We start from the raw sequence: 26,672 nt of genomic DNA, 5'->3' as shown, positions 1-26,672 counted from the left end.
AAATCCGCAACACTCCCAGAAAAATGAACGGCTGCGGCAAGGCGCGCAGCCCTAGCCTGCCCTTGCGCCCCGCGTATGTCTTGTTTGTATACCGTTGTCGTTTTTACATGACGACCACAGCGGAACGGGTCCGCGAAGAAGAGGGCACTATGCGTATGGGTCGTTTTGGAATGTCATCTTCGGCGCTGGCGCTTCTGGCCATCGCCGCACCAGCCTTGGGGCAATCAGAGGGCGTGTTTTCGCTCGGCCGCATCGAACAGGTGACGGTGACCGGCGCCGCCTCCACACCGGCGATTGGCGAGACCAAGCTCGAAAACGACCAACTCACCGCCTTCAATGCGCTGACCCTCGACAAGGCACTGGAAATGGTGCCGGGCGTTTCCACCTCCATCACGGGCGGCACGCGCAACGAGCAGCTCTTCTTCGTGCGCGGCTTCGATCGCTTCCAGACGCCGCTTTTCGTGGATGGCATCCGGGTTTATCTGCCCGCGGATAACCGCCTCGATATCGGCTTTTTCACCACCGCCAATCTGGCGCAGGTACAGGTCGAGAAAGGCTATGTCTCGGTGCTCTCCGGCCCGGGCGCGCTGGGCGGGGCGATCAACCTCGTCACCAGGAAGCCGACCAAGGAATATGAAGCCGACGCCCGCATCGGCCTCACCGCTGGTAATGAGCTGGGTTATAATGGCTACAACGCCTCGGTCTATTTGGGCCATGCCGAGAGCCTTTATTATGTCTCGGCCTCGGGCACGCTGACCAAGACCGATCAGTTCCGCATGTCGGATGATTTTTCGGGCACCACCACGCAAGCCAAAGGCGACCGCAACAATTCCTCCTCCCGCAATTACAGCCTGAACCTCAAAGCAGGCTACACACCCAATGCCAGCGATGAATATTCCATCAGCTACACCGGTCAATGGGGACGCAAGGAAGCGCCCTATTCCGTCGCCGACACGCTCGCTTCGCAAAGGAACTGGACCTGGCCCTATTGGAATGTCCAGAACGTCTATTTCCTCTCCAACACGGCGCTCTCCGACGCCGCCTATGTCAAAAGCAAGGTGTTCTATAGCTCATTCCTGAATGGGCTCTATTCTTACGACGACGCGAGCTTCACCGCGCAAACCCTGCCGAAATCCTTCCGCAGCCTCTATTCGGATTACGCCTATGGCGCCAATCTTGAAACCGGCTACAGCTTCGGCGGTGTCGATACCTTCAAGCTCTCCGGCTTTTACCGCCACGACAGCCACACCGAATGGCAGATCATCTATAAGCCCGCCTTCACCGAGCCCAAGCAGACCAGCGTGGAAGATACCTGGTCTATCGCGGCCGAGAACCGTTTCAACATCGCCGAAAAGCTGACCCTGGTCGCCGGGCTCTCTTATGATTATCGACATCTCCTCAAGGCAGAAGATTACAACGATCCCACCACCGCGGGCGCGACCGGCAGCTTTGCGCATTATCCCGTCCATGATGGCAGCGCGCTGAATGTGCAAGGCGAGCTGATCTATGCCCTTGCCGATGGCGGCAATCTGCACGCCTCCATTTCCGACCGGGCGCGCTTCCCCACGCTGTTCGATCGTTTCTCGACCAAATTCGGCACCACCATTTCCAATGCCGCGCTCGAAACCGAACGCGCCATCAATTACGAGATCGGCGGCGCCGACACATTCTATGGCATTCATGTCGAAGGCGCGGTGTTCTATAGCCGTGTGACCAAGGCCATTGCCAATGTGCCGATCCTCTTCTGCGACACAACTTCCACCGCCGCGAAGAAAACCTGCACTTCGGGCGGCGTGGCGGGTGTTTCCACCACCACCACCCAAACCCAGAATGTAGGTGCCGGCGATTACACTGGCTTCGAACTGTCGGCGAGCGGTGACATCACCGACACGCTCTTCGCCGGGCTCTCCTATGGCTATGTCGATCGCGCCCTGAATGCGCAAGGCCCCGCCAATCCGGCGCTGACCACCGGTTATCACCTCACCGGCATGCCGAATTCGAATCTGTTCGCCTATCTCGCCTGGACGCCGGTGAAAGATCTCACCTTGCGGCCGTCCATCCAGACCGATTCAAATCGCTGGAGCACCAACACAGCGGGCACGCTCTATTACAAGACCGGCTCATTCTTTCTCACCAACTTCCAGGCGGAATATCAGTTTACCGATAATCTCGGCCTGTCGCTTGGCGTGAAAAACCTCTTCGATGTCAATTATACCGTGACCTATGGCTATCCGTCCGAAGGACGCAATTATTTCTTCAACTTGCGCGTCAAATCGTGAGGCGATGATGAAACCGCTCTACACTCTATGTTTCGCCCTCGCCTTCGGGCCCGCCCTCGCCGCGCCGCTGGAAATCACCGTGGATGGCGCGGTGAAAACCTCGCTGCATCTTTCCGAAACGGAATTGCGCGCTTTGCCACCCAGCGAGGTCACTTTGCAGCTCCCCTTGGGCAGCCATATGCAGGCGGGACCCTATAAAGGGGTACTCGTGATGACGCTCTTAGCCAAAGCCGTCACCAAAGACGAAGCGGTAAAGAACAGCTTCATCCGCCACACCGTCATGGTCTATGGCCGCGATGGTTATGCCGCCGCCTTTGCCGAAGGCGAGTTCAACCCGGCTTACGAGGGCAAAGCCGTTCTTCTCGCTTATGAGGTGAATGGTGAGCCTTTCAGCGATGGGTTGCGCCTCGTCAGCCCCGGCGACAAGGAAGGTGGGCGCAATGTGCATGATGTGGTGCGCATCGAGGTAAAGTAGCCTCGCTTTATATATTTTCTATATTTCCGCGAGCCCCGTCCCGGCTCGATTCTATATGGGCGAAAGCTCATCTTCCCCGCTGCTTTTAGCGGGAGATTTCCCATGCTCGATTTCATCATGCTGGCCCTGGGCACCGGCTTTTTTGTGCTGGCGATTGGCTACGTCCTCGCCGCCAGCCGGTTGTGAGGGCGCCATGAGCTTTGATTACGCAATCGGCGCGGCGGTCACCATTGTGATCGCCCTTTATCTCGTTCTGGCGCTTCTTCGCCCAGAAAAGTTCTGACCCGGACATCCCCCCATGACCTTCAATATGCTTGTACAGATCGCGATCTTCGCGGGTCTGGTCACACTCACCGTCAAACCGCTCGGCGCCTTTATGGCCGCGGTCTTCCAGGGCGAGCGCAACGTCCTCTCGCCCATCCTCTCACCGCTTGAACGGCTTTTCTATCGCGCCGCGGGGATCGATCCCACCAAGGAACAGCATTGGACAGCCTATGGCCTCGCCATGCTCGCCTTCTCAATCGCGGGGATGTTCCTGCTCTACGCCATTCTGCGCCTTCAGGCTTTCCTGCCGCTGAACCCGCAAGGCCTGCCGAACGTATCGCCGGATTTGGCCTTCAACACCGCCATCAGCTTTGTCACCAATACCAATTGGCAATCTTATGGCGGCGAAACCACGCTGTCCTATTTCAGCCAGATGGTTGGGCTGACGATGCATAACTTCGTTTCGGCCGCCACCGGCATTGCGCTGGCGATGGCGCTGATCCGCGGCTTTGCGCGGCGCTCGGCCAAGACCATCGGCAATTTCTGGGTCGATCTCACCCGCGCCACGCTTTATGTGCTGCTCCCGCTCGCGATCGTCATGGCGCTGGTGCTGCTCTCACAGGGCGTGCCGCAAAACTTCTCTGCCTACACCGCCGCAACCACGCTCGAAGGCGCCAAGCAGGTCCTCGCGCAAGGCCCGGTGGCGAGCCAGGAAGCCATCAAGATGCTGGGCACCAATGGTGGCGGCTTCTTCAACGTCAACTCCGCCCATCCCTTCGAAAATCCCACTGCGCTGACCAATCTGATTGAGCTGTGGTCGATTTTCGCGATCTCGGCGGCGCTGACTTACAGCTTCGGCAAAATGGTCGGCAACACCCGCCAGGGCTGGGCAATTTTCGCGGTGATGGGCCTTCTCTATCTCGGCGGGCAATTCGCCTGCGCTTGGGCGGAACAGCAGCCGAGCGCCAAGCTCGCCGCGCTGCATATCGACCAGAAGCCGAGCGCGCTGCAAGCGGGCGGCAATATGGAAGGCAAGGATGTTCGCTTCGGCATCACCAATTCCGCGATCTGGGCCACGGCCACGACGGATGCGTCCAACGGTTCGGTCAATGCCATGCATGACAGCTTCACGCCCTTGGGTGGCCTTGTGCCCATGGTCAACATGCAGCTTGGCGAGATCATCTTCGGTGGTGTCGGCTCGGGGCTTTACGGCATGCTGCTCTTTGCCATCGTCGCCATGTTCGTGGCGGGTCTGATGGTCGGGCGCACCCCGGAATATCTCGGCAAGAAGCTGGAATCGCGTGAGGTAAAAATGGCGATCCTCGCCATCCTGGTCTCGCCGCTCGCCGTGCTGGTGCCTGCCGCCATCGCTGTGATCACACCGCAAGGCCTTGCTGGTCTCAACAATGCCGGGCCGCATGGTTTCTCGGAAATCCTTTATGCCTTCTCCTCCACGGGCGGCAATAACGGTAGCGCCTTTGCGGGGCTTACGGCGAATACGCCCTTCTATAACCTGCTGCTTGGCGCCTCGATGTTCCTCGGACGCTTCTTCTGGATCGTGCCGATGCTGGCCGTCGCCGGATCGCTGGCCGAGAAGAAAATCGTGCCGCCATCTGAAGGCACCTTCCCCACCACAGGCCCACTCTTCATCGGGCTTTTGACCGGCGTCGTCTTGATCGTCGGCGGCCTCACCTTCCTGCCTGCCCTCGCGCTCGGCCCTATCGCCGAACATTTCGCGATGCTGGCTGGCAATCTCTACTGAGAAACACCCATGAAAACCTCAAACAACAAAGTCCTTCTCACCGCGGTGATCGGCGCTTTCCAAAAGCTCGATCCCAGGGTGATGGTGAAAAACCCGGTGATGTTCGTCGTCGAAATCGTGGCGGCGCTCACCACCTTCCTCTTCATCCGCGATACGCTGGGGGGCAAACCCGGCTTTGCCTTCGCGCTGCAGATCAACATCTGGCTCTGGTTCACAGTGGTCTTCGCCAATTTCGCCGAAGCCTTGGCGGAAGGCCGTGGCAAGGCCCGTGCGGCAAGCCTGCGCCAGACCAAGGTCGACATGATGGCGAAGCTCCTCGCCGATCAGAAAGCCAAGCTGTGGCGGAAAATTCCTGCCCATGAGCTGGAGCGCGGCAATCTGGTGCTGGTGGAAGCGGGCGAGCTTATCCCGTCGGATGGCGATGTGGTGGAGGGCGTAGCTTCCGTCGATGAAAGCGCCATTACCGGCGAAAGCGCCCCGGTGATCCGCGAAAGCGGCGGCGACCGCTCGGCGGTGACCGGCGGCACGCGGGTGCTCTCCGATTATATCGTCGTCAAGATCACCGCCACCCAAGGCTCCACCTTCCTCGATCGTATGATCGCGCTGGTGGAAGGCGCCGAGCGGCAGAAAACACCGAACGAAATCGCGCTCAACATCCTTCTTGCAGGCATGACGCTGATCTTCGTCTTCGCGGTCGCCACCATTCCGGCCTTTGCCTCTTATGCGGGCGGTTCCATTCCGGTGCTGGTACTGGTGGCATTGTTCGTCACCCTCATCCCCACCACCATTGGCGCGCTGCTCTCGGCCATCGGCATCGCAGGCATGGACCGGCTGGTGCGCTTCAATGTGCTCGCCATGTCGGGCCGCGCTGTGGAAGCGGCTGGCGATGTCGATACGCTGCTGCTCGATAAGACCGGAACTATCACGCTGGGCAATCGCCAGGCTTCGGCCTTCATCCCGGTGCCGGGCGTGGATGAACGTGATCTCGCCGATGCGGCGCAGCTTGCCTCGCTTTCGGACGAGACCCCGGAAGGGCGCTCCATCGTGGTGCTGGCGAAAGAGAAATACGGCATTCGCGGGCGTGAAGTGGAACATGCCACTTTCATCCCCTTCACCGCACAAACCCGCATCAGCGGCATCGATATCGACGGCAGCTCCATCCGCAAAGGCGCAGTCGATGCGGTGCTGGGCTGGACCGGTACCCATGCCGCCCATGCCGAAGCCCTGCGCAGCATTTCAGACGGCATCGCTAAACAAGGCGGCACCCCGCTCGCCGTGGCGCGCGATGGCAAACTGCTCGGCGTCATTCACCTCAAGGATATCGTCAAAGGCGGCATTCGCGAGCGTTTTGCAGCGCTGCGCCAGATGGGCATCCGCACGGTGATGATCACAGGTGACAACCCGCTCACCGCCGCGGCGATTGCCGCCGAATCCGGCGTGGATGATTTCCTCGCCCAGGCGACGCCGGAAACCAAGCTGAAGCTGATCCGCGATGAGCAGGCAAAGGGCAAGCTGGTCGCCATGTGCGGCGACGGCACCAATGACGCGCCGGCCCTGGCCCAGGCAGATGTCGGTGTCGCCATGAACACCGGCACCATGGCAGCGCGTGAGGCAGGCAATATGGTGGATCTCGACAGCGACCCCACCAAGCTCATCGAGATCGTGGAAATCGGCAAAGCGCTTCTGATGACGCGCGGGGCCCTGACCACCTTCTCCATCGCCAATGACGTAGCGAAATACTTCGCCATCATCCCGGCCATGTTCATCGCGTTCTATCCGCAGCTTACCGCGCTCAACATCATGGGGCTGCATTCGCCTGAGAGCGCGATCCTTTCGGCCATCATCTTCAACGCGCTGATCATCATCGCGCTGATCCCGCTCGCGCTGAAAGGGATCACCTATCGCCCCATCGGCGCTGCAGCGCTGCTTTCCCGCAACCTTCTCATCTACGGCCTCGGCGGGCTGATCGTGCCCTTCATCGGCATCAAGCTGATCGACATCACCGTCACCGCCCTTCATTTGGCGTGAGGAAACCATGACTACGCATCTTCGCCCTGCCCTTGTTCTGCTCGTGCTATTCACCTTGTTGACGGGTCTTGCCTATCCCCTCGCCATCACCGGTCTGGGTCAGGCCTTCTTCCCGCACCAAGCCGGTGGCAGCCTGATCACCCAGAATGGCAAAGTGATCGGCTCGGAACTGATCGGCCAGAATTTCGCGGCGCCCGGCTATTTCCATGGCCGCCCCTCCGCTGCGGGCAATGGCTATGACGGCGCCAATTCCTCCGGCTCCAATCTTGGCCCCACCTCCAAGAAGCTGATGGACCGCGTGGCGGGCGACGCCAAGACGCTGTCCAAGGAGAACCCCTTCACCCCCGTTCCGGTCGATCTCGTCACCACCTCGGCGAGCGGTCTGGACCCGGACATCACCCCCGCCGCGGCCCTGTTCCAAATCCCCCGCATTGCCAAGGCGCGCGGCCTTGCCCCGGAAAAGCTGAAAGCCCTAGTCGAGGCACATACAAAGCCGCGCCTGCTCGGCCTGATCGGCGAGCCGACGGTGAATGTGGTGAAGCTTAATCTGGCACTGGATGCGCTTTCGCACCCGACGCGCTAGAATGGCGGCATGAACGATACAGCCCGCCCCTCCCCCGAGGCCCTTCTGGCAGATGCAAGCCGGGAGGGTCACGGGCGTTTGAAGATCTTCCTCGGCTTCGCCCCGGGCGTGGGCAAGACCTATGAGATGCTCACCGCCGCGCGGCAGAAGAAGCTGGAGGGGCTGGATGTCGCCATCGGCGTGGTGGAAACCCATGGCCGCGTCGATACCGACCGGCTGACCAAGGGGCTGGAGATCATCCCCAAGAAGCGCATGGCCTATAAGGGCCGCGTGCTCGCCGAGATGGACCTCGACGCCATCCTGATCCGTAAGCCCAAACTGGTGCTGGTGGATGAGCTTGCCCATACCAATGTGGAAGGCAGCCGCCATCCCAAACGTTATCTCGATGTCGAGGAGATTCTGGCGGCGGGGATAGACGTCTATTCCACGCTCAATGTGCAGCACCTCGAAAGCCTGAATGATGTGGTGGCGCGCATCACCAAGGTGCGCGTCAACGAGACCGTGCCGGATTTGGTGCTGGACCGCGCCAATGATGTCGAGCTGATCGATCTCACTCCCGACGATCTTCTCCAGCGCTTGAAAGACGGCAAGGTCTATCTGCCGGAGGTCGCTGAACGGGCGCAGAAGAATTACTTCGTGCCCGGCAACCTCACCGCCTTGCGCGAAATCGCGCTCCGCCGCACTGCCCAGCGCGTCGACGACCAGATGGTCTCTTACATGAAGAGCCACGCCATCCAGGGGCCCTGGGAGGCGAGCGAGCGCGTGCTGGTACGTGTCAATGAACGCCCGGGCGGTGCGGCGCTCGTACGTTACGGGCGGCGGCTGGCAGATCGCATTGGTGCCTCCTGGACCGCGGCCTATATCGAAACCCCCGCCGCGCAGCATTTTTCCGAAGAAGAGCGCGACCGCATCGCCGAGGCCTTGCGCGTGGCCGAACGCTTGGGCGGGCAGACCGTCACCATCCCGGCGAGCAATGTCGCCGATGGGCTGGTCGCCTATGCCCATGCCAACAACTTCGTCCATATCGTCACCGCCACCACCCGGCGAAGCTGGTGGGAGACGCTGCTGCGCCGTTCCACCACCTACGAAATCATCCGCCAGGCCGGCGGGGTGAGCGTGCATGTGGTGCCAGAGCAATTGGGCCGCGCCTTGCAAGGTGCGCCGAAGAAAAAGTTTCTCCCGCCCATTGAACGCAATGGCTATCTGCAGAGCCTTCTTTATGCCGCCCTGGCCGTGCTGATTGGGACGGTGCTGAAACGCGTGCTGGGGGTCAGCAATATCGGCGTGGTGTTTTTGATCGCGGTGCTGGCAAGCGCGGTGCGCTATGGCCTCTGGCCCGCGCTGGTAACATCGGTCACGGCGATTGCCGCCTTCAACTTCTTCTTCCTGCCGCCGCTTTACACCTTCACCATCGCCGATCCTGAAAACGTGGTGGTGCTGATCACGGTCGGGATTGTGGCGGTGATCGCCTCCAACCTCACCGCCCGCGTCCGCGCCCAGGCCATCGTCGCGCGCGAGCGGGCCGCCGTCACCGAAAGCCTCTATCAATTCGCGCGTAAGCTCGCGGGCGTGTTCGTGCTCGATGACCTGTTATGGGCGACCGCGCATCAAATGGCGCAGATGCTGAAAGCCCGCGTCGTGATCCTCTTGCCCGAGAACGGCAAGCTCAGCGTGATGGCGGGTTTCCCCCCCGAAGACGTACTGGATGAATCCGAAATCGCCGCCGCCAATTGGGTGTGGGAACGCGCCACCCCCGCCGGACGCGGCGCGGATTCTCTGCCCGGCGCCAAACGGCTTTATCTGCCGGTCAAGACCGGCCGCGGCACCGTAGGCGTCATCGGTCTTGATAGCGACAAGCCCGGCCCCATCCTCACGCCTGATCAACGCCGCCTCTTCGATGCCCTCGCCGATCAGGCTGCGCTCGCCATCGAGCGGGTGAAGCTTGCCGAAGACATCGAAAAAAGCCGCCTCTCCGAACAGGCCGAAAGCCTGCGAGCGGCGCTTCTTACCTCCATCAGCCATGATCTCAGAACGCCGCTTTCCGTAATCCTCGGCGCGGCCTCAAGCCTGAAATCGCTCGACAGCACGCTGGATGCTTCCTCGCGCGAAACCTTTGTTGGCACCATTATGGAGGAAGGCGAGCGGCTTAACCGCTTCATCGCGAATCTCCTTGATATGACGCGGCTGGAGTCGGGGGCTATCGCGCCGAAGCTGGAAGCGACCGATCTTTCGGACGTTGTCGGCAGTGCCTTGCGCCGTGCGGGCCGCATCTTCCAGGATCACAAGCTGGTGGTGGCGCTGGAACCGAATTTGCCACTGGTGAAACTCGATCCCGTGCTGTTTGAGCAAGTGCTGTTCAATCTTCTCGACAATGCCGGGAAATACGCCCCAGCGGGCACGGAAATCGCGGTCGCGGCCAGCCGCGTCGGAGGGCAGATCGTGCTGACGGTGGAGGATCACGGCAACGGCATCCCGCCAGGCGATCTGGAACGCATCTTCGACAAGTTTTATCGCGTAGAAGCGCGTGACCGCCAGAATGCGGGAACAGGCCTTGGCCTCCCCATCAGCCGCGGCTTTGTCGAGGCCATGGGCGGCACGATCACGGCGCAAAACCGCGAGGGCGGAACCGGCGCGCGTTTCACCATCACCCTTCCCCTCGAGGTCGCATGAACAGTTTGCGCATCCTGATTGTTGATGACGAGGCTGCGATCCGCAAGCTTCTGAAAACCGCACTCACGAGCCAAGGCTATGCGGTGACGGAAGCCCATGACGGCAATGTGGCGCTTACCCTTGCTGGCCGGAATGCCTTCGACATCATCGTGCTCGATCTCGGCATGCCTGGGATGGATGGTTTTGAGGTGCTTTCGCGCCTGCGCGAGGCGGGCTCCGTTGTGCCGGTAATTGTGCTCTCGGTGCGCGCTGATGAGGCGGGCAAGGTGAAAGCACTTGATCTCGGTGCCGATGATTATGTCACCAAACCCTTCGGCATAGATGAGCTTCTCGCCCGCATCCGCACCGCCATTCGCCATCGCCTAGCACAGGAGGGCGAAAAACCCATCTTCAAAACAGGCGATCTCTCGGTTGATCTTGTCCGTCGCATCGTCACTGCGCGCGGCGAAGAAATCAAACTCACCCCTCGCGAATACGATCTTTTGCGCCTCCTGGTGGCGCATGCGGGAAAAGTCCTCACCCACCGCTTCATCTTGAACGAGGTCTGGGGCACGGAAACCGATGTGCAATACTTACGCATCTATATCCGCACCTTGCGCCAGAAGCTGGAAGCCGACCCCGAACAGCCAAAACTGATCTTGACCGAACAAGGGGTCGGCTATCGCCTGCGCGCACCGGATTAGCGGCAGAGTTTTCCTTCCGTCAGATGATCGTGAAAGGTTGCGTCGAAGCGCGGGGCCTTTTCATTGCGCAAATGCCCTGTACCTCGGAACTCCGCCCCCAGTTTGCAGCCATCGCTTTCGCGCACTTTCGCAAACACGCGGCAGCCCGTCTCCTGATCGGTGACCAAGACATAGGAAACGCCCCATTCATTGCGGTCCACGCTCGCAACCGTGCCTTTAACATCGCGCATCGGCCCATGGGTATTGAAGCGCGGGCAACTTGCAGCTTCGGCGCTCGTCATCGCGAGCATCCCGGCCATCAGTAGATATGTTTTCATGACACACTCCTTCATTTCGCCAAGATGCGGCGCGAGGCCCAGGCATAGGCGCAAGGCAGAACAACAAGGGTAAGCAAGGTGGAAGTGATGAGCCCGCCAATGACGACGGTTGCAAGCGGGCGCTGCACTTCGGCGCCCACACCGCTGGATAAGAGCAAGGGCACCAGCCCCAGCCCGGCAATCGCCGCCGTCATCAAGACAGGCCGCAGCCGCGATAGCGCACCAGCCTCGATGGCTTCAAGAAGCTCCATCCCGTCCGCGATATTGCGGTTGATGGCGCTGACCAGCACCACGCCGTTCAGCACCGCCACGCCGAACAGCGCGATGAAGCCGATAGAGCCCGGCACAGACAGATACGTCCCGCTGACAAACAGCGCCACGATGCCGCCGATCATGGCGAGCGGCACATTCAGCATGATCAGCCCCGCCTGCCCAGCCGATCCGAAGGCGAAATAGAGCAAGAGGAAGATCAGCCCCAGCGAAACCGGCACCACCACCATCAGCTTGGCTTCAGCGCGTTTCTGGTTCTCGAACTGGCCGCCAAACACCACCGTATAGCCGGGCGGCAGTTTCACCTCCGAGGCGATCTTGGCCTGCAGCTCTTCAACAAGCCCGCCCATATCGCGGCCTTCCACATTGGCTTGGATCACCACGCGGCGCTGAACATCGTCACGGCGGATTTGCGGCGGGCCGGAAACGATCTCGACTTTCGCCGCGTCGCCCAGCCTGAGCAACGCACCACCCGGCGCCCGCAAGATCAGATCACGGATCGCTTCCGGGCTGCCGCGAAACGGCTCGGCAAGCCGCACATAAATGTCATAGCGTTCATTGCCATTGATGATCTGACCTGCCGCCGTGCCGCCAATCGCATTCTCGACCACCTCCATGACATCGGCGACCGAAAGCCCATACCGGCTCAAGACATCGCGGTTCGGCTTTACCGAAAGCTGCGCCTCACCTGCGATCTGTTCCATGGCGACATCGCTGGCGCCGCGAATCTTCGCCGTAAGGGCTTCGATCTCCCGGCCCTTCTTTTCCAGCACCGCCAGATCTGGCCCGATCAGTTTGATGGCCAGATCCGCCTTCACGCCGGACAAAAGCTCATCCACACGGGTTGCAATCGGCTGCGAGAAGGAAAACTGCACACCCGGATAAACCGAGAGCGCTTCCTGCATCTTTTCGCGCAAGCCCTCCAAAGTTTTGGTACTGGTCCAGGTATTTTCAGGCTTCAGCCCGACCAATATTTCTGTGTTGTTGACTTGTTCGGGATCGCCGCCCACCTCCGCGCGGCCCGTACGGCTCAAGGCGTAAGTCACTTCGGGGAATTTCATCAGCGTGGCGGCAATCTTGGGCGCCATCTCCAAGGATGTCTTCAAGCTCGCCGAGGGCGCCAGCGTGGCGCGTACCGACATGGTGCCTTCCTTCAGCTCCGGCACAAATTCGGTGCCCAGAAAAGGCAATAACGCCAGCGAGAAAATCAGCCCGCCCACAGCACTGCCCAACACCAGCTTCTGCCGCCCGCGAATCCACAAAAGCACACGGCGATAGAAACGTTCGACGGGACGTAGCACCGGGCTTTCGCGATGCACCACAGGTCCGCGGAAAAGATAGCTCGCCAAAGCCGGTATCACCACCAGCGCAACCAAAAGCGAAGCCAAAAGCCCAAAGACAATGCTCAGCGCCATAGGCTGGAACATCTTGCCCTCGACGCCTTCCAAACTGAAAAGCGGCGCGAAGACGATGATGATGATCAGCACGGCAAAGAACACCGGCTGCGCCACTTCGCGTGCTGCCAGATCGATGCGCTCGCGCCAATCAAGATTGTTCTTGCCGGTGAGCCGGGCGAAAATATTTTCCATCATCACCACGGAACCATCCACCATCATGCCGATGGCAATGGCGAGGCCGCCCAGCGACATCAGATTGGCCGACACGCCGAACAGCGCCATGGCGATCAGCGCCGCAAGGATCGACACCGGCACCGACAGCAGCACCAGAAAGGCCGCGCGCAAATTCATCAAGAAGGCGATCAACACGATCACGATCAAGACAAAGGATTCGATCAGCGCCTTGGAGACGGTGCCCACCGCTTTTTGCACCAGGCTCGATTGGTCATAGACGACCTTCAGCCTCACCCCCGGCGGCAAAGCCTTCTGCACCAAAGGCAAGCGTTCCTGCACCGCCTTGATAGTAGCGTTGGTATTGGCGCCGATGCGTTTGAGCACAACACCGGTGACAACCTCGCCCATCTGCTTGGGCCTGCCCGCCTTGTCGCGCAGAGACAGCATGGTCGCGCCCTGGCGGATTTCACCGCCGAGAACGATTTGGCCCAGATCGCGCACGCGCACCACAACGCCATCGGCTTCTTTCACCGGCGTGGCGCCGACATCTTCCAATCCTTGCGCGCCGGAGCGCATCCAGCCTTCGCCGCGGATCACAAGCTGCTCGGCACCGCGATCCTGATACCAGCCGCCCGCGTTGCGGTTGTTGCGCGTCAACGCCTCTTCCACATCTTTGACAGAAAGCTGATAGGCAATGAGCTTGGAGGGATCGATATTGACCTGGTACTGCCGCACTGATCCGCCAAAGGAGAGCACATCTACTACCCCTTCGGAGGGCTTCAGCAGCGGCTTGACGATCCAATCATTGACGCTGCGCAGCGCCATCTGGTCATATTGGCCGGGCGTGGCCGAATAGAGTGTATAATAGAGCACCTCGCCTAGGCCCGAAGTATTGGGACCGATTTCCGGCGTGCCTGCCTCTTTCGGAATATCCTCTTTGGCGGCCTGCAATTGCTGAAACACTTGCTGGCGCGCAAAATCGATATTGGTGCTTTCCTTGAACACCACCGTCACCACCGAAAGGCCGGTCATCGAGGTGGAACGCACCGCCTCCACGCCTTTCAGCCCATACATCGCCGCTTCCACCGGATAGGTGATGAGCTGCTCCACCTCCGCCGCCGCAAGCCCTTTGGCTTGGGTGTTGACCACCACCTGCACATTGGTCACGTCGGGAAAAGCGTCGAGTGCCAAGCGCGGCAGAAGCATCAATCCGGCAATCACAAGGCCCAATAGGCCCAGCACCACAAGCAACCGGTTGACGATGCTCGCGCGGATAATCGCATTCAACATGCTTCAGTCCTCCTCAGCAAAGGAGGATTTTTGGGCTTCGGATTGCACGAAGAAGGCGCCCGAAGTCACCACAAGCGTGCCCGGCGCGATGCCGTCGATGACCGTACGCGCGCCCGCGCTATAGCGCGGTATCACCTTATGGGGCGAAAGCGCGCCGCCCTTGCCTTCGATATAAACAACCCACGCCCCGGCCGGGTCCCTGAGCACCGCATCGCTGGGTACAGATAAGGCGGGCGCGGCGTCGCCGAAGATTTCCACGTCTACAAACTGGCCGGGGCGCAGCGCCAAGTCGGCATTTTGCACTTCCAGCCGCACCAGCACCGTGCGCGTGGCTTCATCCACCGCGGTGCCGCCTTGCACGATTTTCGCGGGTTTGGAGATGCCACCCGCCGTGACGCGCGCTTCGCTGCCGATCGCCTTGGCCAAGGCGGGCGAAAGCCGCGCTTCCACCCAGACGGTTTTGGGATCCGTGATTTCGAACAGGGGCCGTCCTTCCTGTTCCAGCACGATCACCTCGCCGTCGCGAAAATCATCCTTGCTGACGGTTCCGCTGATCGGCGCCAGAAGATCGAATTGGCCGATAGAGGCATTGCTGAGCCCTCTTTTGCTCAAGGCGGCGATCTGGCCTTGGGTCAGGCCGAAGCTCAAAAGCCGGCCATAAAGTTCCTGCCGTTTGGAGACGGCCTGGTCATAATCCTTGGGCGCGATGGCGGAGCTTTCATGCAGCCGCGTGTAGCGGGCAAGATCACGCTCGGCGAGCACGAAGCCGCTCTGCGCTTCGGCCATGGCCTGACTATAAAGCGTCACCAGAGGCTGGCCTTGGTGCACCACATCGCCGAGCCGCGCATGGCGGGTCACGACAGTCGCGGTGATCCGCGGCCCAACGATTTTGCTGCTGTAGCCATCGGCTTTCACCTCGCCCGGGGCGCGGATCACTTGCGCCACCACTTGCGGCGTGATCGCCGAAATCTTTATGCCCGCCGCCTGTTTCTGTTCGGGCGAAAGCAGCACACCTTCGCTCGCAGACGGGGGCTCCGGCGCGGGCGCGGGTGTATTAGGACGAAGGAAAATAACCGTGGCGCCTGCCAGGATAGCAAAACCCAAGGCAGTGGCGAGCGCGCGCCCATAGGGCACCGCATGAAGAAGCGTTTTCATGAAAAATCCTGACAAGCATTGCTACGGCTTCGCGGGCACGCGAAGGTCGGCCGGAACGCGAATTGTCAGGCGGGTCTAGATCTGCAGTAAAACTGCGGAACGCTGGATGAGATAAGCGTTTTTCTGCGGCGAGCCGCGCGGCGAAGGCCCGATTTTGCGCCAGGCTTGTTCGCGGGCTTGAGAGGCAGGCACCAGCGCAACGCGATCCGGCGCGGCGCCTTGGGCGACGTCCAGAACCGTTTTGGCGGGCATGGTGGCGGTGCATTCATGCACCTGTTCCAGCGTATCCACATGGGTATGCTGGGCCTGCGCCACGTCTTTGTGCTGGTGAATGGCAAACAGCGCATGGCGCATCAGCGCCGCTTCACTATTGAACTGTGCGCTATCGAGGTCGGAGCCGCACAGTTTCAGCGCGAAGGCTGGTTCCGGCGCAAGAGTCAGCGCGAGCAGCAGAATGGCTGCCCAGCGGATCGTCTTGAAGGCAAAGAACCGGCGCATAGGCAATGAAGTGGGCGCGAGACGCGAAATGTCAAGTGCGCTGGATTTCGCCCTATTTCTTAAGCGGTAAACAATCCGCAATCGTGCGTTGATCGAGCTCGCGATAGAAATTCCGCCGCGCCGTGCCGAGGAATCCTTTCAGGCGGCAGACCGGCATCAAGGTGCAGGCGCCGTCCTCGCGAAAACATTCCACCAGCGCGCAATCTTCTTCCAGCGCCGCGAGCAGGCTGCCGATGCGGATATCCTCGGGCTTCTTGGCGAGAAGCACGCCCCCGCCCGCGCCGCGCAGGGTCTCTACCAGTCCCATGGAAGCGAGGTTCTGCACAATCTTATGCAGATGATGGCGCGAAAGCCCGCCCAGCTCGCGCGACAACATTTCGACGCTCAACGGCCCCTCCCCGCCGCGATGGGCGAGCAGCATCAAAAGCCGCACGGCGAAATCGGTCGAGGCGAGGAGTTTCACAACAGCGTCCTTAAAACACAGCGGCGAGGCACCCTATTGGTGCCCCTTCCGTACTCATATTCCCTTTACGCGTTCGCCTCCAGCTTGTCGGCATGCCAGGGATAGGGCGTAATGTTGGTCGCCGCCGCAGCCCCGGCAATCTCACCGGCAAAGCCGTGATTGACGTCGCGGTGATGCGCCTCATCGGCCCGCACCACCAGCACCACATCGCGCAGGCTCGCGTTTTCCGCAAGTCCCCAATAATGCCGCGCAATGGCAGGCGCGGGAACGTTCGGGCTGCGGCCCTCATCGATCTCTTTCAGATACAGCGTATAGGAGATGATCGCCTCTTCCTCAAAATAGCCGACCACGCGATGCGCCGTCTTGGGGCTGAGAAGATAGAGCCCGAAGAAGAAGAGATAGAACACCCATTGCACACTGACGATCATGAAGCGCTCGAAAACCGTGGGCTTGGCGACCTCGATGAAGGTCATCAGATGCATGCGCTCATTTTCGGCTTCTTCCATAAGGGTGCGAATCCAGCCCTTGTCATCCTGGATGCGGCGCAGACATTTCAGATGCGTCAGCGTTGCACCCACCATGCCGGGCACGGCCGCGACGGTTTCCAGAACGATGGCGCGGTGGCCATAGCGCTTAGCGAAGAATAGATCGGCGGCGAAACGTAAGACTTTGGTGATGCCGAGCGCCAGGGAATCGGAAAAATCGCGCGGGGCATGGTGAACAGTCATATCGATAAGGGGAATCTGACGCATGGCGGTGCTCCGAAGTTGGACGCTAAAACCGGTATTTTTGATACCAGTATTAGAACCGCTATAACATGCGACAGAAATGCCTGTTTATACGCAAAGCCCCAGACACGCCTGCGGCAAAATCGCGAAAGACCTATTTCAAATTACGGATATAGGCGACCAGCGCGTCGATCTCTTCCGGGCTGAGCTTATCCTTATAGGCCTTCATCTTGGCGTTATCGGGCGAGCCATAGGTGATGATGTCCTTGTTGTCGGCATCGCTATGGCGCGATTTGAAACCGGCGGAGGTGAAATCGGCAATCTCGGCCTTGCGCCCTATATCGGTATTGGCCTTGCCATCCGTACCATGGCATTTGGAACAACGGTCCGTAAAAAGCTGGCCAGCATCCACCGCGGCGGAAGCCGGCAGTGTCAGAACAGCGACAATCGTAAGCATCACAAAAGATTTCATAGTTTCCCCGGCATCAAAAAAATATCGCCCGGCAAGACTATCTCAGCCGTGCCGACATCCTGAGTAAAATTGCCGCGAACAAAGCCCAGGCAGCGCCAAGGCTCCAACCCGCCAGAACATCGCTCGGCCAATGCACGCCGAGATAGACGCGGCTCACCCCGATCAGCAGCGCCAAAAGCGCCGCCACGCTGAAGGCCAGCGCTTTCATGGCGCGTCTGGGCTCCAGACTCGCCACGATCACCGCGAGCAAAAAATAGGTGGCGGTCGCAACCGTGGAATGGCCGCTGGGAAAACTCATCGAGGTGGGAAGATCGCCGTAAATCGCGAAAGAAGGCCGGGCGCGCTCATAAATATCCTTGAACAGGCCGCTCGAAAGCTGGGCCAGCGGCACACAAATCCCGAAAATCACCGCCTGGCGACGCTGGCGATGCGCCCAGAGCACAATCACCCCCAGCACCGTCACGAAACTGAGCAGCGTCAGCCCGCCCAACGCCGTGATGTCCCGCATGCTTTCGAGCAGCCAATGCGGCCCCGCCGCCTGATGGGGATCGCCCGCGACACGGAAGGCGTAGAGAATGGATTGATCAAAACGGTCAAGATCGCCTTCGATCACTTCATCGGCGAGTTTCAGAAATACCCACACCGCCCCGGCGAGCCCGATCCAAATCAGCAAAAGCGCGATCTCGATGCGCGAGGTGATTGCCGCAGGATGACGGGCGGAAAATTTCATGCCGCCTCTTTATCTGCACGCTGGGGAATAAGCGCGATCGCCAGCACCGTGGCGCCGAAAATGAGCGCGGTAGCGAGAGGGCGCGAGACGCCAAGCCCGCCTTCGGACGGCGCCTTGTCGAAGAAATCCCCCAGCGTCGCGCCCAAAGGCCGGGTGAGCACGAAGGCGCTCCAGAACAACACCACGCGCGACAGCGCGGTGGTGAAATACAGCGCGGCCAAAACTGTCAGCACGCCGCCGAATAAAGCCGCGCCACCGAGAAACCCAAGCCCGTCTGCCGTCCAGTCGCCCAATGCCGTTCCCAAAGTTTGCGAAAACGTAATCGTCAACCAATAAAACGCTTCACGCCGCGGCGTGTTCACCTTCTGCACCGCGATGGAGCCTTCGCTCCTATACCAGAGCGCAAGGCTCGCCAACACGCAAGCGGCAAGCGCCGCCGCCCCGCCCGCATAGCCGATCCCCAGTGAGCGATCGAAGAAATCGGCCAGCGTTGTGCCCGCGGTGGTGGAGGCAAGGATGGTGGCCCAATACAAAACGGGAATGAACTTTTTCGCGGCGATCTCAGCCGCCACCAGAACCGCCAAGCCGCCCACGAAGACCACTGTCGCGGCAAGATAGCCAAGTTCGAAATTCATCGAGACGGTATCGCCCGCGATTTCCCCAAGCGTGGTGGCAAGGATCTTGATGGCCCAAAAGCCGAGGGTGACCGCCGGAACTTTGCTCAATTCCTCAGAAGTAGCGCGCAATGCCATGTCTCCCCGAAATGCCAGGGAGACATAGCGCAATCCCGCCCCCGCCGGTTAAGGGGGCAAGATTGAATTTTGCCAATCTTACAAACTTATCGCGATGCCTGCTGCGGCGCGAATTTCGGCAACAGGCTTAAGCGGTCCACCAGCATTTGGGCTAAAAGCGCATCATCCTTCAACGAGGGATGGCCGTGACAGGCCATGTAATCGAGGCCGGTGAAGATGATGGTTTCGACATCGACACCTTGCGCCTTTACCCCATCGGCGACTGCGGTGGCACTGCGCGCGATCTCGCTTTCATAATGATCCGAGGCCATCAGCACAAAATGCGCGGCGGGGTATTTGGCGTGCAGGTCTTTCACGAAAGCGATGTATTTGGCGACGAAATCCTGATCCAGCGCCTCGCGGGTAGCCCAGGCCTCGCCCGCATGCAGCGCCGTCGAAAAATCATTGGTGCCGAGCCCGATCACGATCACATCCGGCACCCAACCATCTTCGGCCACGCCCACAGATTTATCGAACAGGGTGAACTGATAAAGATAGGGCAAGGTCTCGCCCGGCACGATGCCGTTATAATTGCGTACAATACCACGCCCCGAGAAAGCATGAATGCGATAGGCCGCGCCAAAATGCTTGGCCACAGCAGGCGCAAAAGCGCGCGAGGTATCGGTAGTGTCATCCACATCGGCGGTCGTACAAATCTGCCCGCGCGAGGCATTGCCATAACCGACCGTGTAACTGTCGCCGATGAATTCGATTTTCTTCTGATAAACCGGCGCGGGAAGCACATTGGCGCTCGAAGGAACATAGAAGCCACCAAAGGCGCCGCTGCCGTTTTGGGTTTCGCTCGCTTTTTCCAGCCGCACAATATGCGCACCAGGACCGAGGTCTTTCAGCGACACGGTGGTCTTGCCGGGCCGCGTCAGTGTCAGCTTATGGGCGCCATCGACATAGACATAGAGGTTGTCGAGGCTGTCATCGACCTTCACATCCACCGCGGGGCCAGCAAACTGCGCCTCGAACCACACACCCGGCCAAGCATAAACATAGCGCGCCTCATCGCCCGCCCCTTGCGCCACCACGCGCCCGCCGATGGCGAGCGGCAGCGCCACGGAAGAAGCCGCCGGCGCTTCGGCCAAAGCCGCGCCCGAAATCGTGCTGGCAAACAAAGACGCGAGGAAAATGCGCTTCATGGTGATCCCGTGCCCCAATTTATATGCTCTGCTTCTAGCCGGATTGAGGACGGAGGAAAACGGGATTTTTGACAGCGTTTTCTGAACATCACCCTGGGCGGCGATTAGTCGCCGAATACCAAGAGCAGCAACCCGGACCTTGGCAAGGCGTACCTGCCCTCAGCCGTCACCCGGCGCCCCACCATGTGCAGCCCGCCCGCCGCCTTCAATTCCGCAATTTGCGCCGTGGTAGGTGCATCAGGCGAACCCATCTTTTGCCACGCCGCATAGGCATTAGAGTGCCCCTCGTCGATGCGGTATTCTCGCAAAAGCTTGGCTCCCTTCGGCAGCCCTTTCAACGTGAGCGCAACCTCTGCCGCCGCGCCCGGCCGGTCATCGTCGTGATAATTCCACAGCAGCACCGCGGCGTGCCCCTGATCCAGAGTGGCGAGCACATCCACGGTTGGTGCGCCCCGCACGCCATTTTTCAAAATATCGTCCGTAGAAATCGCGCCCGAGCTCTCGGCGGCCACGCGCTGGCCACGAAGCTTTCCGGCCATGCGGAAGAAATTCAGCACCGGCTTGTCGATGCCGTTGGTGGCCAGCGTGCGGAAACCCTCGAAATAGCCGCGCCCTTCGAATTCAAACGACCAGCTTAGGAGCGAAATCAGATTCACCTGATATTCCGCAGCCAGATCCAGCATCGCCTTATGGGACGCCGCGGTATAGGCGGCATAGAGCGGACCGTTACGATAGGCATTGGCGGGGTTTTCTTTCGCCGAGCAGGCGGCGCAGCCTTCAGGATCGGCCTCACTCAAAATGATCGGCAGCTTTGCGAAGGGCGACGCGGCAACAATGCGGAAACCCTCGCGCACATCGGCTAATTCCTTATCCAGCCCCATGCGGACATAGTTTCCATCCGCCATCAGCTTCGGCTGACCTTTGGCATGGAAGGAAATGAAGTCGAGCGGCACACTCTTGCCATCCGCCGCGCTTTTTTCTTCGGCGCAATGGGCAAGAAACGCCTTCAAATACGCGGCGCCCTTTTGCCCGCGCGGGCTGGTGGTTGCGGGACCGCCCACCTTGGCGCCGGGCAAGGCCGCGCGCACACCCGCTACCGCGTAATCGTAGAGCTTGAAGTATTCTTCGCGTGTGCCATGCCAGTATGGGATATCTGGCTCATTCCAGACTTCGAAATACCAGCGCCCCACTTCCGCCGCACCATAGCGTTCAACAAGATGCGCCGTGAACACGCGCACCAGCTCACCCCATTCCTGGTAGTTCGTCGGGGGCTCTTGCGCCCCGCTCGACAGCATGTCGGCCTCGCCGAAATGGATGCGATAGGGCGAAGGCTTGCGCGACAGCGCCTCTGGCATGAAGCCAAGCTCCACCATGGGCGTCACACCCGCTTCGCGCCAGGCATCGAAGATCTTGTCGATGATCGCGAAATTATAGACGGGCTTGCCATCCGCATCGCGGGTGAAAATGTTGGTGGAGCTCCATTTCAAATCCGCCGTGCCGTCACCCGAGGTGAAGAGATGATGCGCCCGCACATAAACCGGCACCGAATAGGCTTCGGAAAGTTCTTTCAGCAGCGCCTGCCCGTTCGGCGCCAGCGTGTAGCCGGATTCGTCATAACCGAACCAATTGGTGATCGGCTGAAACGCGCCTTGCGGTTTGGAGAAATCGACCGTGACCTTCACCGGCTCCGCCGCGAAACTCGCGCCGCAGACAAAGGCCAAACCAGCCAGAATATTCTGTAGACGCATCATCCACCTCACGCTGAGGACCAGCCTAGCAAATTGTCTGTGTTTTAGAAGATCACAGCGGCGCGAGGGGCCGATGGGCTTTACCTCCCCGCAAGGGGGAGGTGAAAGAAGTCATGGGCACCGGATCGGCATCCAGATGCTGTCAAACCTCGTACAGGAAATGAGAGCGCTTAGCCTGGATATGGATGGCCGGGTCGCAGCCCGGCCATAACGAGTTGAGAGCCCCACAGCCCAGCCCTCGCAAAACCGAAATCCACACCTATATAGTGTGGATGAGCGCTGACGCCTTGGCCTTCGCGGACCTGCCCGCCCCGCTGCAAGCGGCGATGGCGCGCGCGCCCAGAGCTAAACCGGGCGCTTCCGGAACAAAACCCAAGACCGCGCACACCTACCCACCCCCTCCCCCCTCTCAAAATGCCTCTATTGGGGAGAACAATTATATTGCCGAAGCCACACCCCGGCGTCCCGGGGCGCCAAAGGGTAACCGCCATGCCGCCACGGTGAATGGCACGCTGATGGCCATGATCCGCGACTACCTCCGCCGCTGCCGCAAAGCCCAGGCCCGCGCCAAGGCCGAGATCGCCGCCCGGGAACGCCTCTTCCGGGCAGCCCAGCGGGCGAAAAAAGCGCAAAGGCTAAGCCAGCCCGAAAACGGGGCAAAAATCCCCCTATGCGCGGCTCCCTCAGCGGCTATAACCCCCAGCATCGCCGTCGACTCGCAGCGGGTCCCGGCGCGCGAAGCCGAGGATAGACGTCATGGCGAATGTGGCAGTGATCGGCGCCCAGTGGGGCGACGAGGGCAAAGGCAAGATCGTGGACTGGCTCTCGGCCAGGGCCGATGTGGTGGTGCGCTTCCAAGGTGGCCACAATGCCGGGCACACGCTGGTCATCGATGGCGTTACCTACAAGCTGAGCCTTCTGCCGTCGGGCGTGGTCCGCAAGGGCAAACAGGCCGTGATTGGCAATGGCGTGGTGGTGGACCCTTGGGCGCTGACCGCCGAAATCGAAAAGCTTAAAGGTCAGGGCGTCGAGATCACGCCGGATAATCTGATTGTGGCCGAGAACGCGGCCCTCATCCTGCCGCTGCATCGCGAACTCGACGCGGCGCGTGAAGCGGGCGCCGACGCCATCGGCACCACCAAGCGCGGCATCGGCCCGGCTTATGAAGATAAGGTTGGCCGCCGCGCCATCCGCGCTGTCGACCTGAAGGATTTCTCCACCCTGCCCGCCAAGGTGGCCCGGCTTTTGTCGCACCACAATGCCCTGCGTCGCGGCGTTGGCGCAGAAGAGATTTCAGCCGACACCGTGCTCGCCCAGCTGACCGAGATCGCGCCGAAAGTGCTCGGCTTCATCGGCCCGGTGTGGAAGGTGCTGGATGACGCCCGCAAGGCCTCCAAGCGCATCCTCTTCGAAGGCGCCCAGGCGGTGCTGCTCGATGTCGATCATGGCACCTATCCTTTCGTGACCTCCTCCAACACGGTGGCGGGCCAGGCGGCTGCTGGTTCGGGCATCGGCCCGCGTCAGATCGGCTATGTGCTGGGCATTGTGAAGGCCTATACGACTCGTGTGGGCGAAGGCCCCTTCCCCTCCGAGCAGAAGAATGATGTTGGCGAGCGCCTTGGCACCCGCGGCGCCGAATTCGGTACCGTCACGGGGCGCAAGCGCCGCTGCGGCTGGTTCGATGCGGTGCTGGTGCGCCAGACCTGTGTCACCGGCGGCGTCGATGGCATCGCGCTGACCAAGCTCGACGTGCTGGACGGCTTTGACGAGATCAAGGTCTGCGTCGGCTATACCCTGCACGGCAAGCCACTCGATTACCTGCCCGCCGATGCGGTGGAACAGGCTGCTATCGAGCCGGTCTATGAGACCATCCCGGGGTGGTCGGAATCGACCAAAGGCGCGCGCAGCTGGGCGGAGCTTCCGGCCAATGCCATCAAATATGTGCGCCGAATCGAAGAGCTGATTGACGCGCCGGTGGCGCTCCTCTCCACCAGCCCTGAGCGCGAGGACACCATCCTCGTTCATGATCCCTTCCTGGGATAAGGGGCTTTAGGCTCGGATTTTCGCGTTTTTTATGGGATATGGCGCGCTTTGACGCCCCATCTTCAGTAAAACTGACAGGTGGGCGAATTGATCGAAAAGCGCCCCGCTGTTATGCAGGGTTTCATGGCTAAGAAGCGCAAACTCTACGATTGCTCGAAATGTCCGGGCTATTGCTGCTCGTATCACATCATTCCGGTGACCGAGAAAGATCTCGCCCGGCTGGCCAAGCATTTCGGTGTCAGCATCGAGTATGCCCGCGCCAAATACGTTACCAAAGGCCGCCCGGAAGATAAGAAGGACGGGCCCTACAAGATCCGCCGCAAGTCCGACGAGCATTACGGCAAGATCTGCCGTTTCTTCGACCAAGCGAAGCGTTGCTGCGGCATCTACGAAGCCCGCATGACCATCTGCCGGACATATCCGTCGGGCAAGTGCGGCTATTACGAGTTCCTCAAGATCGAGCGCGATACGCAGGACGATCAAGAGCTCGTCGCCGGCACCTGGAACGACTGATCAGCCAGTTCAGGGCTTCAGCGTGGAGCCCGCCACCGGGCGGCCTTGCCAATTGACCATGTGATTGAGCGGGCCGTGGCCTTCGCCGAAGCCCGGCGCACTGGCAATGGCGGCCTGCACATATTCGCGCGCCTTGGCTACCGCCACACCGAGCGGATAGCCTTTGGCAATGCCGCAGCCGATAGCGCTCGCCAACGTGCAGCCCGTGCCATGCGTGTGCCGCGTATCGAGCCTGGGGAAGCCGAAGCTGTCTTCGCCATGCTCCCAGACCAGCGTATCTGTGATCGTTGCCTCGGTGCCGTGACCGCCCTTGATCAGCGCCGCCTTGGCACCCATATGACGTAGAGCATCGGCCGCGGCCCGGATGGACTTGCGGTCGGTAAGGGTCATTCCCGTCAGCCGCTCCGTCTCTGGCAGGTTGGGGGTGACGATGGTGGCGAGCGGGAAGAGCTCATCTATCACCGCCTTTTCCGCATCCGCTTCCAGAAGGGCCGCACCGCTGGTCGCGACCATAACGGGATCGACTACCAAGGGAATATGCGGCGCATATTCGCGCAAAGTCTCCGCCACCACCTTTACAATGGCAGCATTGGCGAGCATGCCGGTCTTGATCGCATCGGCTCCGATATCGCTGAGGCAAGCAATGATCTGCTCGCGCACGAGTTCGGGGGGCATTGCCTGAACGGCGGTAACACCTTTGGTGTTTTGTGCCGTGATCGCGGTGATGGCGGTCATGGCATAAACACCAAATGCCGAAGCCGTCTTGATGTCAGCCTGGATGCCAGCTCCGCCAGAGCTGTCCGAACCTGCGATGATGAGAAGCCGCGGCGTCTTCACGAAGCGTCCACGACAGCGGCAGCGATATCGTTCACCACCGCTTGCACAAGGGTTTCGTTGTCGCCTTCCGCCATGATGCGGATGAGCGGCTCGGTGCCCGATTTGCGCACCAGCACGCGGCCCGTGCCTTCGAGCTTCTTCTTACCAGCCTCGATGGCCTTCTTGACGAGATCGCTCTCCAGCGGCGCGCCCTGCTTGAAGCGGACATTCTTCAGGATCTGCGGCAGCGGTTCAAAAAGATGGCAGGCTTCGGAAGCCGCCTTCTTCTCATTGACCATGGCCGCCAAGACTTGCAGGCCCGCGATGAGGCCATCGCCCGTGGTACAGAAATCATCGAGCACGATATGACCTGACTGCTCGCCACCGACATTGAAACCGCCCTTGCCCATCTCTTCGATGACATAGCGGTCGCCGACAGAAGCGCGCGCCAAAGTGAGGTTCATGGATTTGAGGCAGCGCTCCAGCCCGGCATTCGACATCACCGTGCCGACCACGCCGCTACCACGCAGCTTACCTGCCTTGGACCAGCTTTGCGCAATCAATGCCAGGACCTGATCACCATCGATGATCTGGCCGCGTTCATCGGCGAGCACCACACGGTCCGCATCGCCATCGAGCGCAATGCCAAGATCAGCCCGAACCTCGCGCACCTTCTCACACATGGCGCTAGGCGCGGTGGAGCCGCATTCGAGGTTGATATTGACGCCATTGGGCTCAACACCGACCGGAATGATCTCGGCGCCCAGTTCCCAGAGCACGGCGGGGGCTGCTTTATAGGCAGCGCCATTGGCACAATCGATCACAACCCTTAAGCCATCGAGGCGCAGTTTGCGCGGGAAGGTCGCTTTGACGAGTTCGATATAGCGGGCGAGCGCGTCATCGATACGTTTTGCGCGGCCAATCTTGGGCGAGGGCGCAAGACCGTTCTCGAGCCCGTTCATCATCAGGCTTTCGATCTTAAGCTCAGTCTCATCGGAGAGCTTTCGCCCATCGGGCCCGAACAGCTTGATGCCGTTATCGGTGTAGACGTTATGCGAGGCCGAGATCATCACGCCCAGATCGGCGCGCAAGGAACGCGTCAGCATGGCAACGGCAGGCGTTGGCAGGGGGCCGAACTGGAACACATCCATGCCGACTGAGGTGAAGCCTGCGACCAGCGCGTTCTCGACCATATAACCGGAGAGGCGGGTATCCTTGCCGATCACAACGCGGTTGCGATGGTCACCGCGGGTAAAGATGCGCCCCGCCGCCATACCCACCTTCATCGCGACCTCGGGGGTCATGGGATGAGTGTTGGCCTGACCACGAATTCCATCGGTACCGAAAAACTTGCGAGACATCAGCACTTCCCTCG

Annotated in this window: 23 protein-coding genes; 10 read left to right on the top strand and 13 right to left on the bottom strand. The window is 60.4% G+C overall.

The annotated features are described in order from the left end of the window. Positions 1-149: 149 nt before the first annotated feature. The 8 genes from FHS83_RS10510 (at position 150) to FHS83_RS10475 (ending at position 10,744) form a co-directional block, all read left to right on the top strand. On the top strand, positions 150-2,279 hold the full coding sequence (locus tag FHS83_RS10510) for a TonB-dependent receptor (protein ID WP_167082918.1): 2,130 nt from the start codon (positions 150-152) through the stop codon (positions 2,277-2,279). 4 nt (positions 2,280-2,283) lie between these two features. Continuing rightward, entirely contained in the window at positions 2,284-2,754 is a 471-nt protein-coding gene (locus FHS83_RS10505; RefSeq protein WP_167082917.1) for a molybdopterin-dependent oxidoreductase, read from the top strand. 193 nt (positions 2,755-2,947) lie between these two features. Next, a complete protein-coding gene (gene kdpF, locus FHS83_RS10500) occupies positions 2,948-3,037 on the top strand; it encodes a K(+)-transporting ATPase subunit F (protein WP_167082916.1) in 90 nt (29 codons plus the stop codon). A gap of 15 nt (positions 3,038-3,052) precedes the next feature. Next, on the top strand, positions 3,053-4,780 hold the full coding sequence (gene kdpA / locus FHS83_RS10495) for a potassium-transporting ATPase subunit KdpA (protein ID WP_167082915.1): 1,728 nt from the start codon (positions 3,053-3,055) through the stop codon (positions 4,778-4,780). A gap of 9 nt (positions 4,781-4,789) precedes the next feature. Next, entirely contained in the window at positions 4,790-6,808 is a 2,019-nt protein-coding gene (gene kdpB / locus FHS83_RS10490; RefSeq protein WP_167082914.1) for a potassium-transporting ATPase subunit KdpB, read from the top strand. Positions 6,809-6,815: 7 nt separating this feature from the next. Beyond that, positions 6,816-7,391 (top strand): potassium-transporting ATPase subunit KdpC, encoded by a 576-nt coding sequence (gene kdpC, locus FHS83_RS10485; RefSeq protein ID WP_167082913.1) that lies wholly within the window; start codon positions 6,816-6,818, stop codon positions 7,389-7,391. 9 nt (positions 7,392-7,400) lie between these two features. Then, positions 7,401-10,061 carry a sensor histidine kinase gene (locus FHS83_RS10480; protein WP_167082912.1) on the top strand — a complete coding sequence of 887 codons (2,661 nt, stop codon included), beginning with the start codon at positions 7,401-7,403 and terminating at the stop codon, positions 10,059-10,061. Continuing rightward, the gene (locus FHS83_RS10475) at positions 10,058-10,744 is read left to right on the top strand and encodes a response regulator (RefSeq protein WP_167082911.1); all 687 of its coding nucleotides are present in this window, start codon (positions 10,058-10,060) and stop codon (positions 10,742-10,744) included. Before FHS83_RS10480 ends, FHS83_RS10475 begins: the two co-directional genes overlap by 4 nt. Here FHS83_RS10475 and FHS83_RS10470 read toward each other — a convergent pair. From FHS83_RS10470 to FHS83_RS10420, 11 genes are all read right to left on the bottom strand, one after another. Next, the gene (locus FHS83_RS10470; RefSeq protein ID WP_167082910.1) at positions 10,741-11,061 is read right to left on the bottom strand and encodes a hypothetical protein; all 321 of its coding nucleotides are present in this window, start codon (positions 11,059-11,061) and stop codon (positions 10,741-10,743) included. The genes FHS83_RS10475 and FHS83_RS10470 overlap by 4 nt on opposite strands. Positions 11,062-11,072: 11 nt before the next feature. After that, on the bottom strand, positions 11,073-14,192 hold the full coding sequence (locus FHS83_RS10465; protein ID WP_167082909.1) for an efflux RND transporter permease subunit: 3,120 nt from the start codon (positions 14,190-14,192) through the stop codon (positions 11,073-11,075). Between the two features lie 3 nt (positions 14,193-14,195). After that, positions 14,196-15,347 (bottom strand): efflux RND transporter periplasmic adaptor subunit, encoded by a 1,152-nt coding sequence (locus FHS83_RS10460; protein WP_167082908.1) that lies wholly within the window; start codon positions 15,345-15,347, stop codon positions 14,196-14,198. A gap of 75 nt (positions 15,348-15,422) precedes the next feature. Beyond that, positions 15,423-15,845, bottom strand: coding sequence for a hypothetical protein (locus FHS83_RS10455; protein ID WP_167082907.1), 423 nt, complete (start codon positions 15,843-15,845; stop codon positions 15,423-15,425). Between the two features lie 52 nt (positions 15,846-15,897). Continuing rightward, positions 15,898-16,308: an Rrf2 family transcriptional regulator gene (locus tag FHS83_RS10450; RefSeq protein WP_167082906.1), complete on the bottom strand. Its 411-nt coding sequence runs from the start codon at positions 16,306-16,308 to the stop codon at positions 15,898-15,900. A gap of 65 nt (positions 16,309-16,373) precedes the next feature. Next, positions 16,374-17,060, bottom strand: a complete 687-nt coding sequence (locus tag FHS83_RS10445) for an alternative oxidase (RefSeq protein WP_167082905.1) — start codon at positions 17,058-17,060, stop codon at positions 16,374-16,376. Between the two features lie 130 nt (positions 17,061-17,190). After that, a complete protein-coding gene (locus tag FHS83_RS10440; protein WP_167082904.1) occupies positions 17,191-17,508 on the bottom strand; it encodes a c-type cytochrome in 318 nt (105 codons plus the stop codon). Positions 17,509-17,545: 37 nt separating this feature from the next. Next, positions 17,546-18,238 (bottom strand): phosphatase PAP2 family protein, encoded by a 693-nt coding sequence (locus FHS83_RS10435; protein ID WP_167082903.1) that lies wholly within the window; start codon positions 18,236-18,238, stop codon positions 17,546-17,548. After that, positions 18,235-18,990 (bottom strand): COG4705 family protein, encoded by a 756-nt coding sequence (locus tag FHS83_RS10430; RefSeq protein WP_167082902.1) that lies wholly within the window; start codon positions 18,988-18,990, stop codon positions 18,235-18,237. The genes FHS83_RS10435 and FHS83_RS10430 overlap by 4 nt, the downstream gene beginning before the upstream one ends. A gap of 86 nt (positions 18,991-19,076) precedes the next feature. After that, positions 19,077-20,177, bottom strand: a complete 1,101-nt coding sequence (locus FHS83_RS10425; protein ID WP_167082901.1) for an SGNH/GDSL hydrolase family protein — start codon at positions 20,175-20,177, stop codon at positions 19,077-19,079. 104 nt (positions 20,178-20,281) lie between these two features. Then, positions 20,282-21,928, bottom strand: a complete 1,647-nt coding sequence (locus tag FHS83_RS10420) for a GH39 family glycosyl hydrolase (protein ID WP_208414454.1) — start codon at positions 21,926-21,928, stop codon at positions 20,282-20,284. A 753-nt stretch (positions 21,929-22,681) separates the two neighbouring features. Here FHS83_RS10420 and FHS83_RS10415 point away from each other — a divergent pair. Further along, on the top strand, positions 22,682-23,968 hold the full coding sequence (locus tag FHS83_RS10415; RefSeq protein WP_167082900.1) for an adenylosuccinate synthase: 1,287 nt from the start codon (positions 22,682-22,684) through the stop codon (positions 23,966-23,968). 123 nt (positions 23,969-24,091) lie between these two features. Then, complete coding sequence (locus FHS83_RS10410; RefSeq protein ID WP_167082899.1) at positions 24,092-24,481, top strand: YkgJ family cysteine cluster protein; 390 nt, start codon at positions 24,092-24,094, stop codon at positions 24,479-24,481. Between the two features lie 9 nt (positions 24,482-24,490). Here the strand turns inward: FHS83_RS10410 and thiD are convergent, their stop codons facing one another. Together thiD and glmM are read right to left on the bottom strand one after the other, a co-directional pair. After that, positions 24,491-25,318 carry a bifunctional hydroxymethylpyrimidine kinase/phosphomethylpyrimidine kinase gene (gene thiD / locus FHS83_RS10405; protein ID WP_167082898.1) on the bottom strand — a complete coding sequence of 276 codons (828 nt, stop codon included), beginning with the start codon at positions 25,316-25,318 and terminating at the stop codon, positions 24,491-24,493. Next, positions 25,315-26,658 carry a phosphoglucosamine mutase gene (gene glmM, locus FHS83_RS10400; protein ID WP_167082897.1) on the bottom strand — a complete coding sequence of 448 codons (1,344 nt, stop codon included), beginning with the start codon at positions 26,656-26,658 and terminating at the stop codon, positions 25,315-25,317. The genes thiD and glmM overlap by 4 nt, the downstream gene beginning before the upstream one ends. Positions 26,659-26,672 lie beyond the last annotated feature (14 nt).

This window comes from Rhizomicrobium palustre, from assembly GCF_011761565.1.
Lineage (GTDB): Bacteria > Pseudomonadota > Alphaproteobacteria > Micropepsales > Micropepsaceae > Rhizomicrobium > Rhizomicrobium palustre.
Note: the sequence above shows the minus strand (reverse complement) of the source record. Positions and strands in the feature narration are given on the sequence as shown.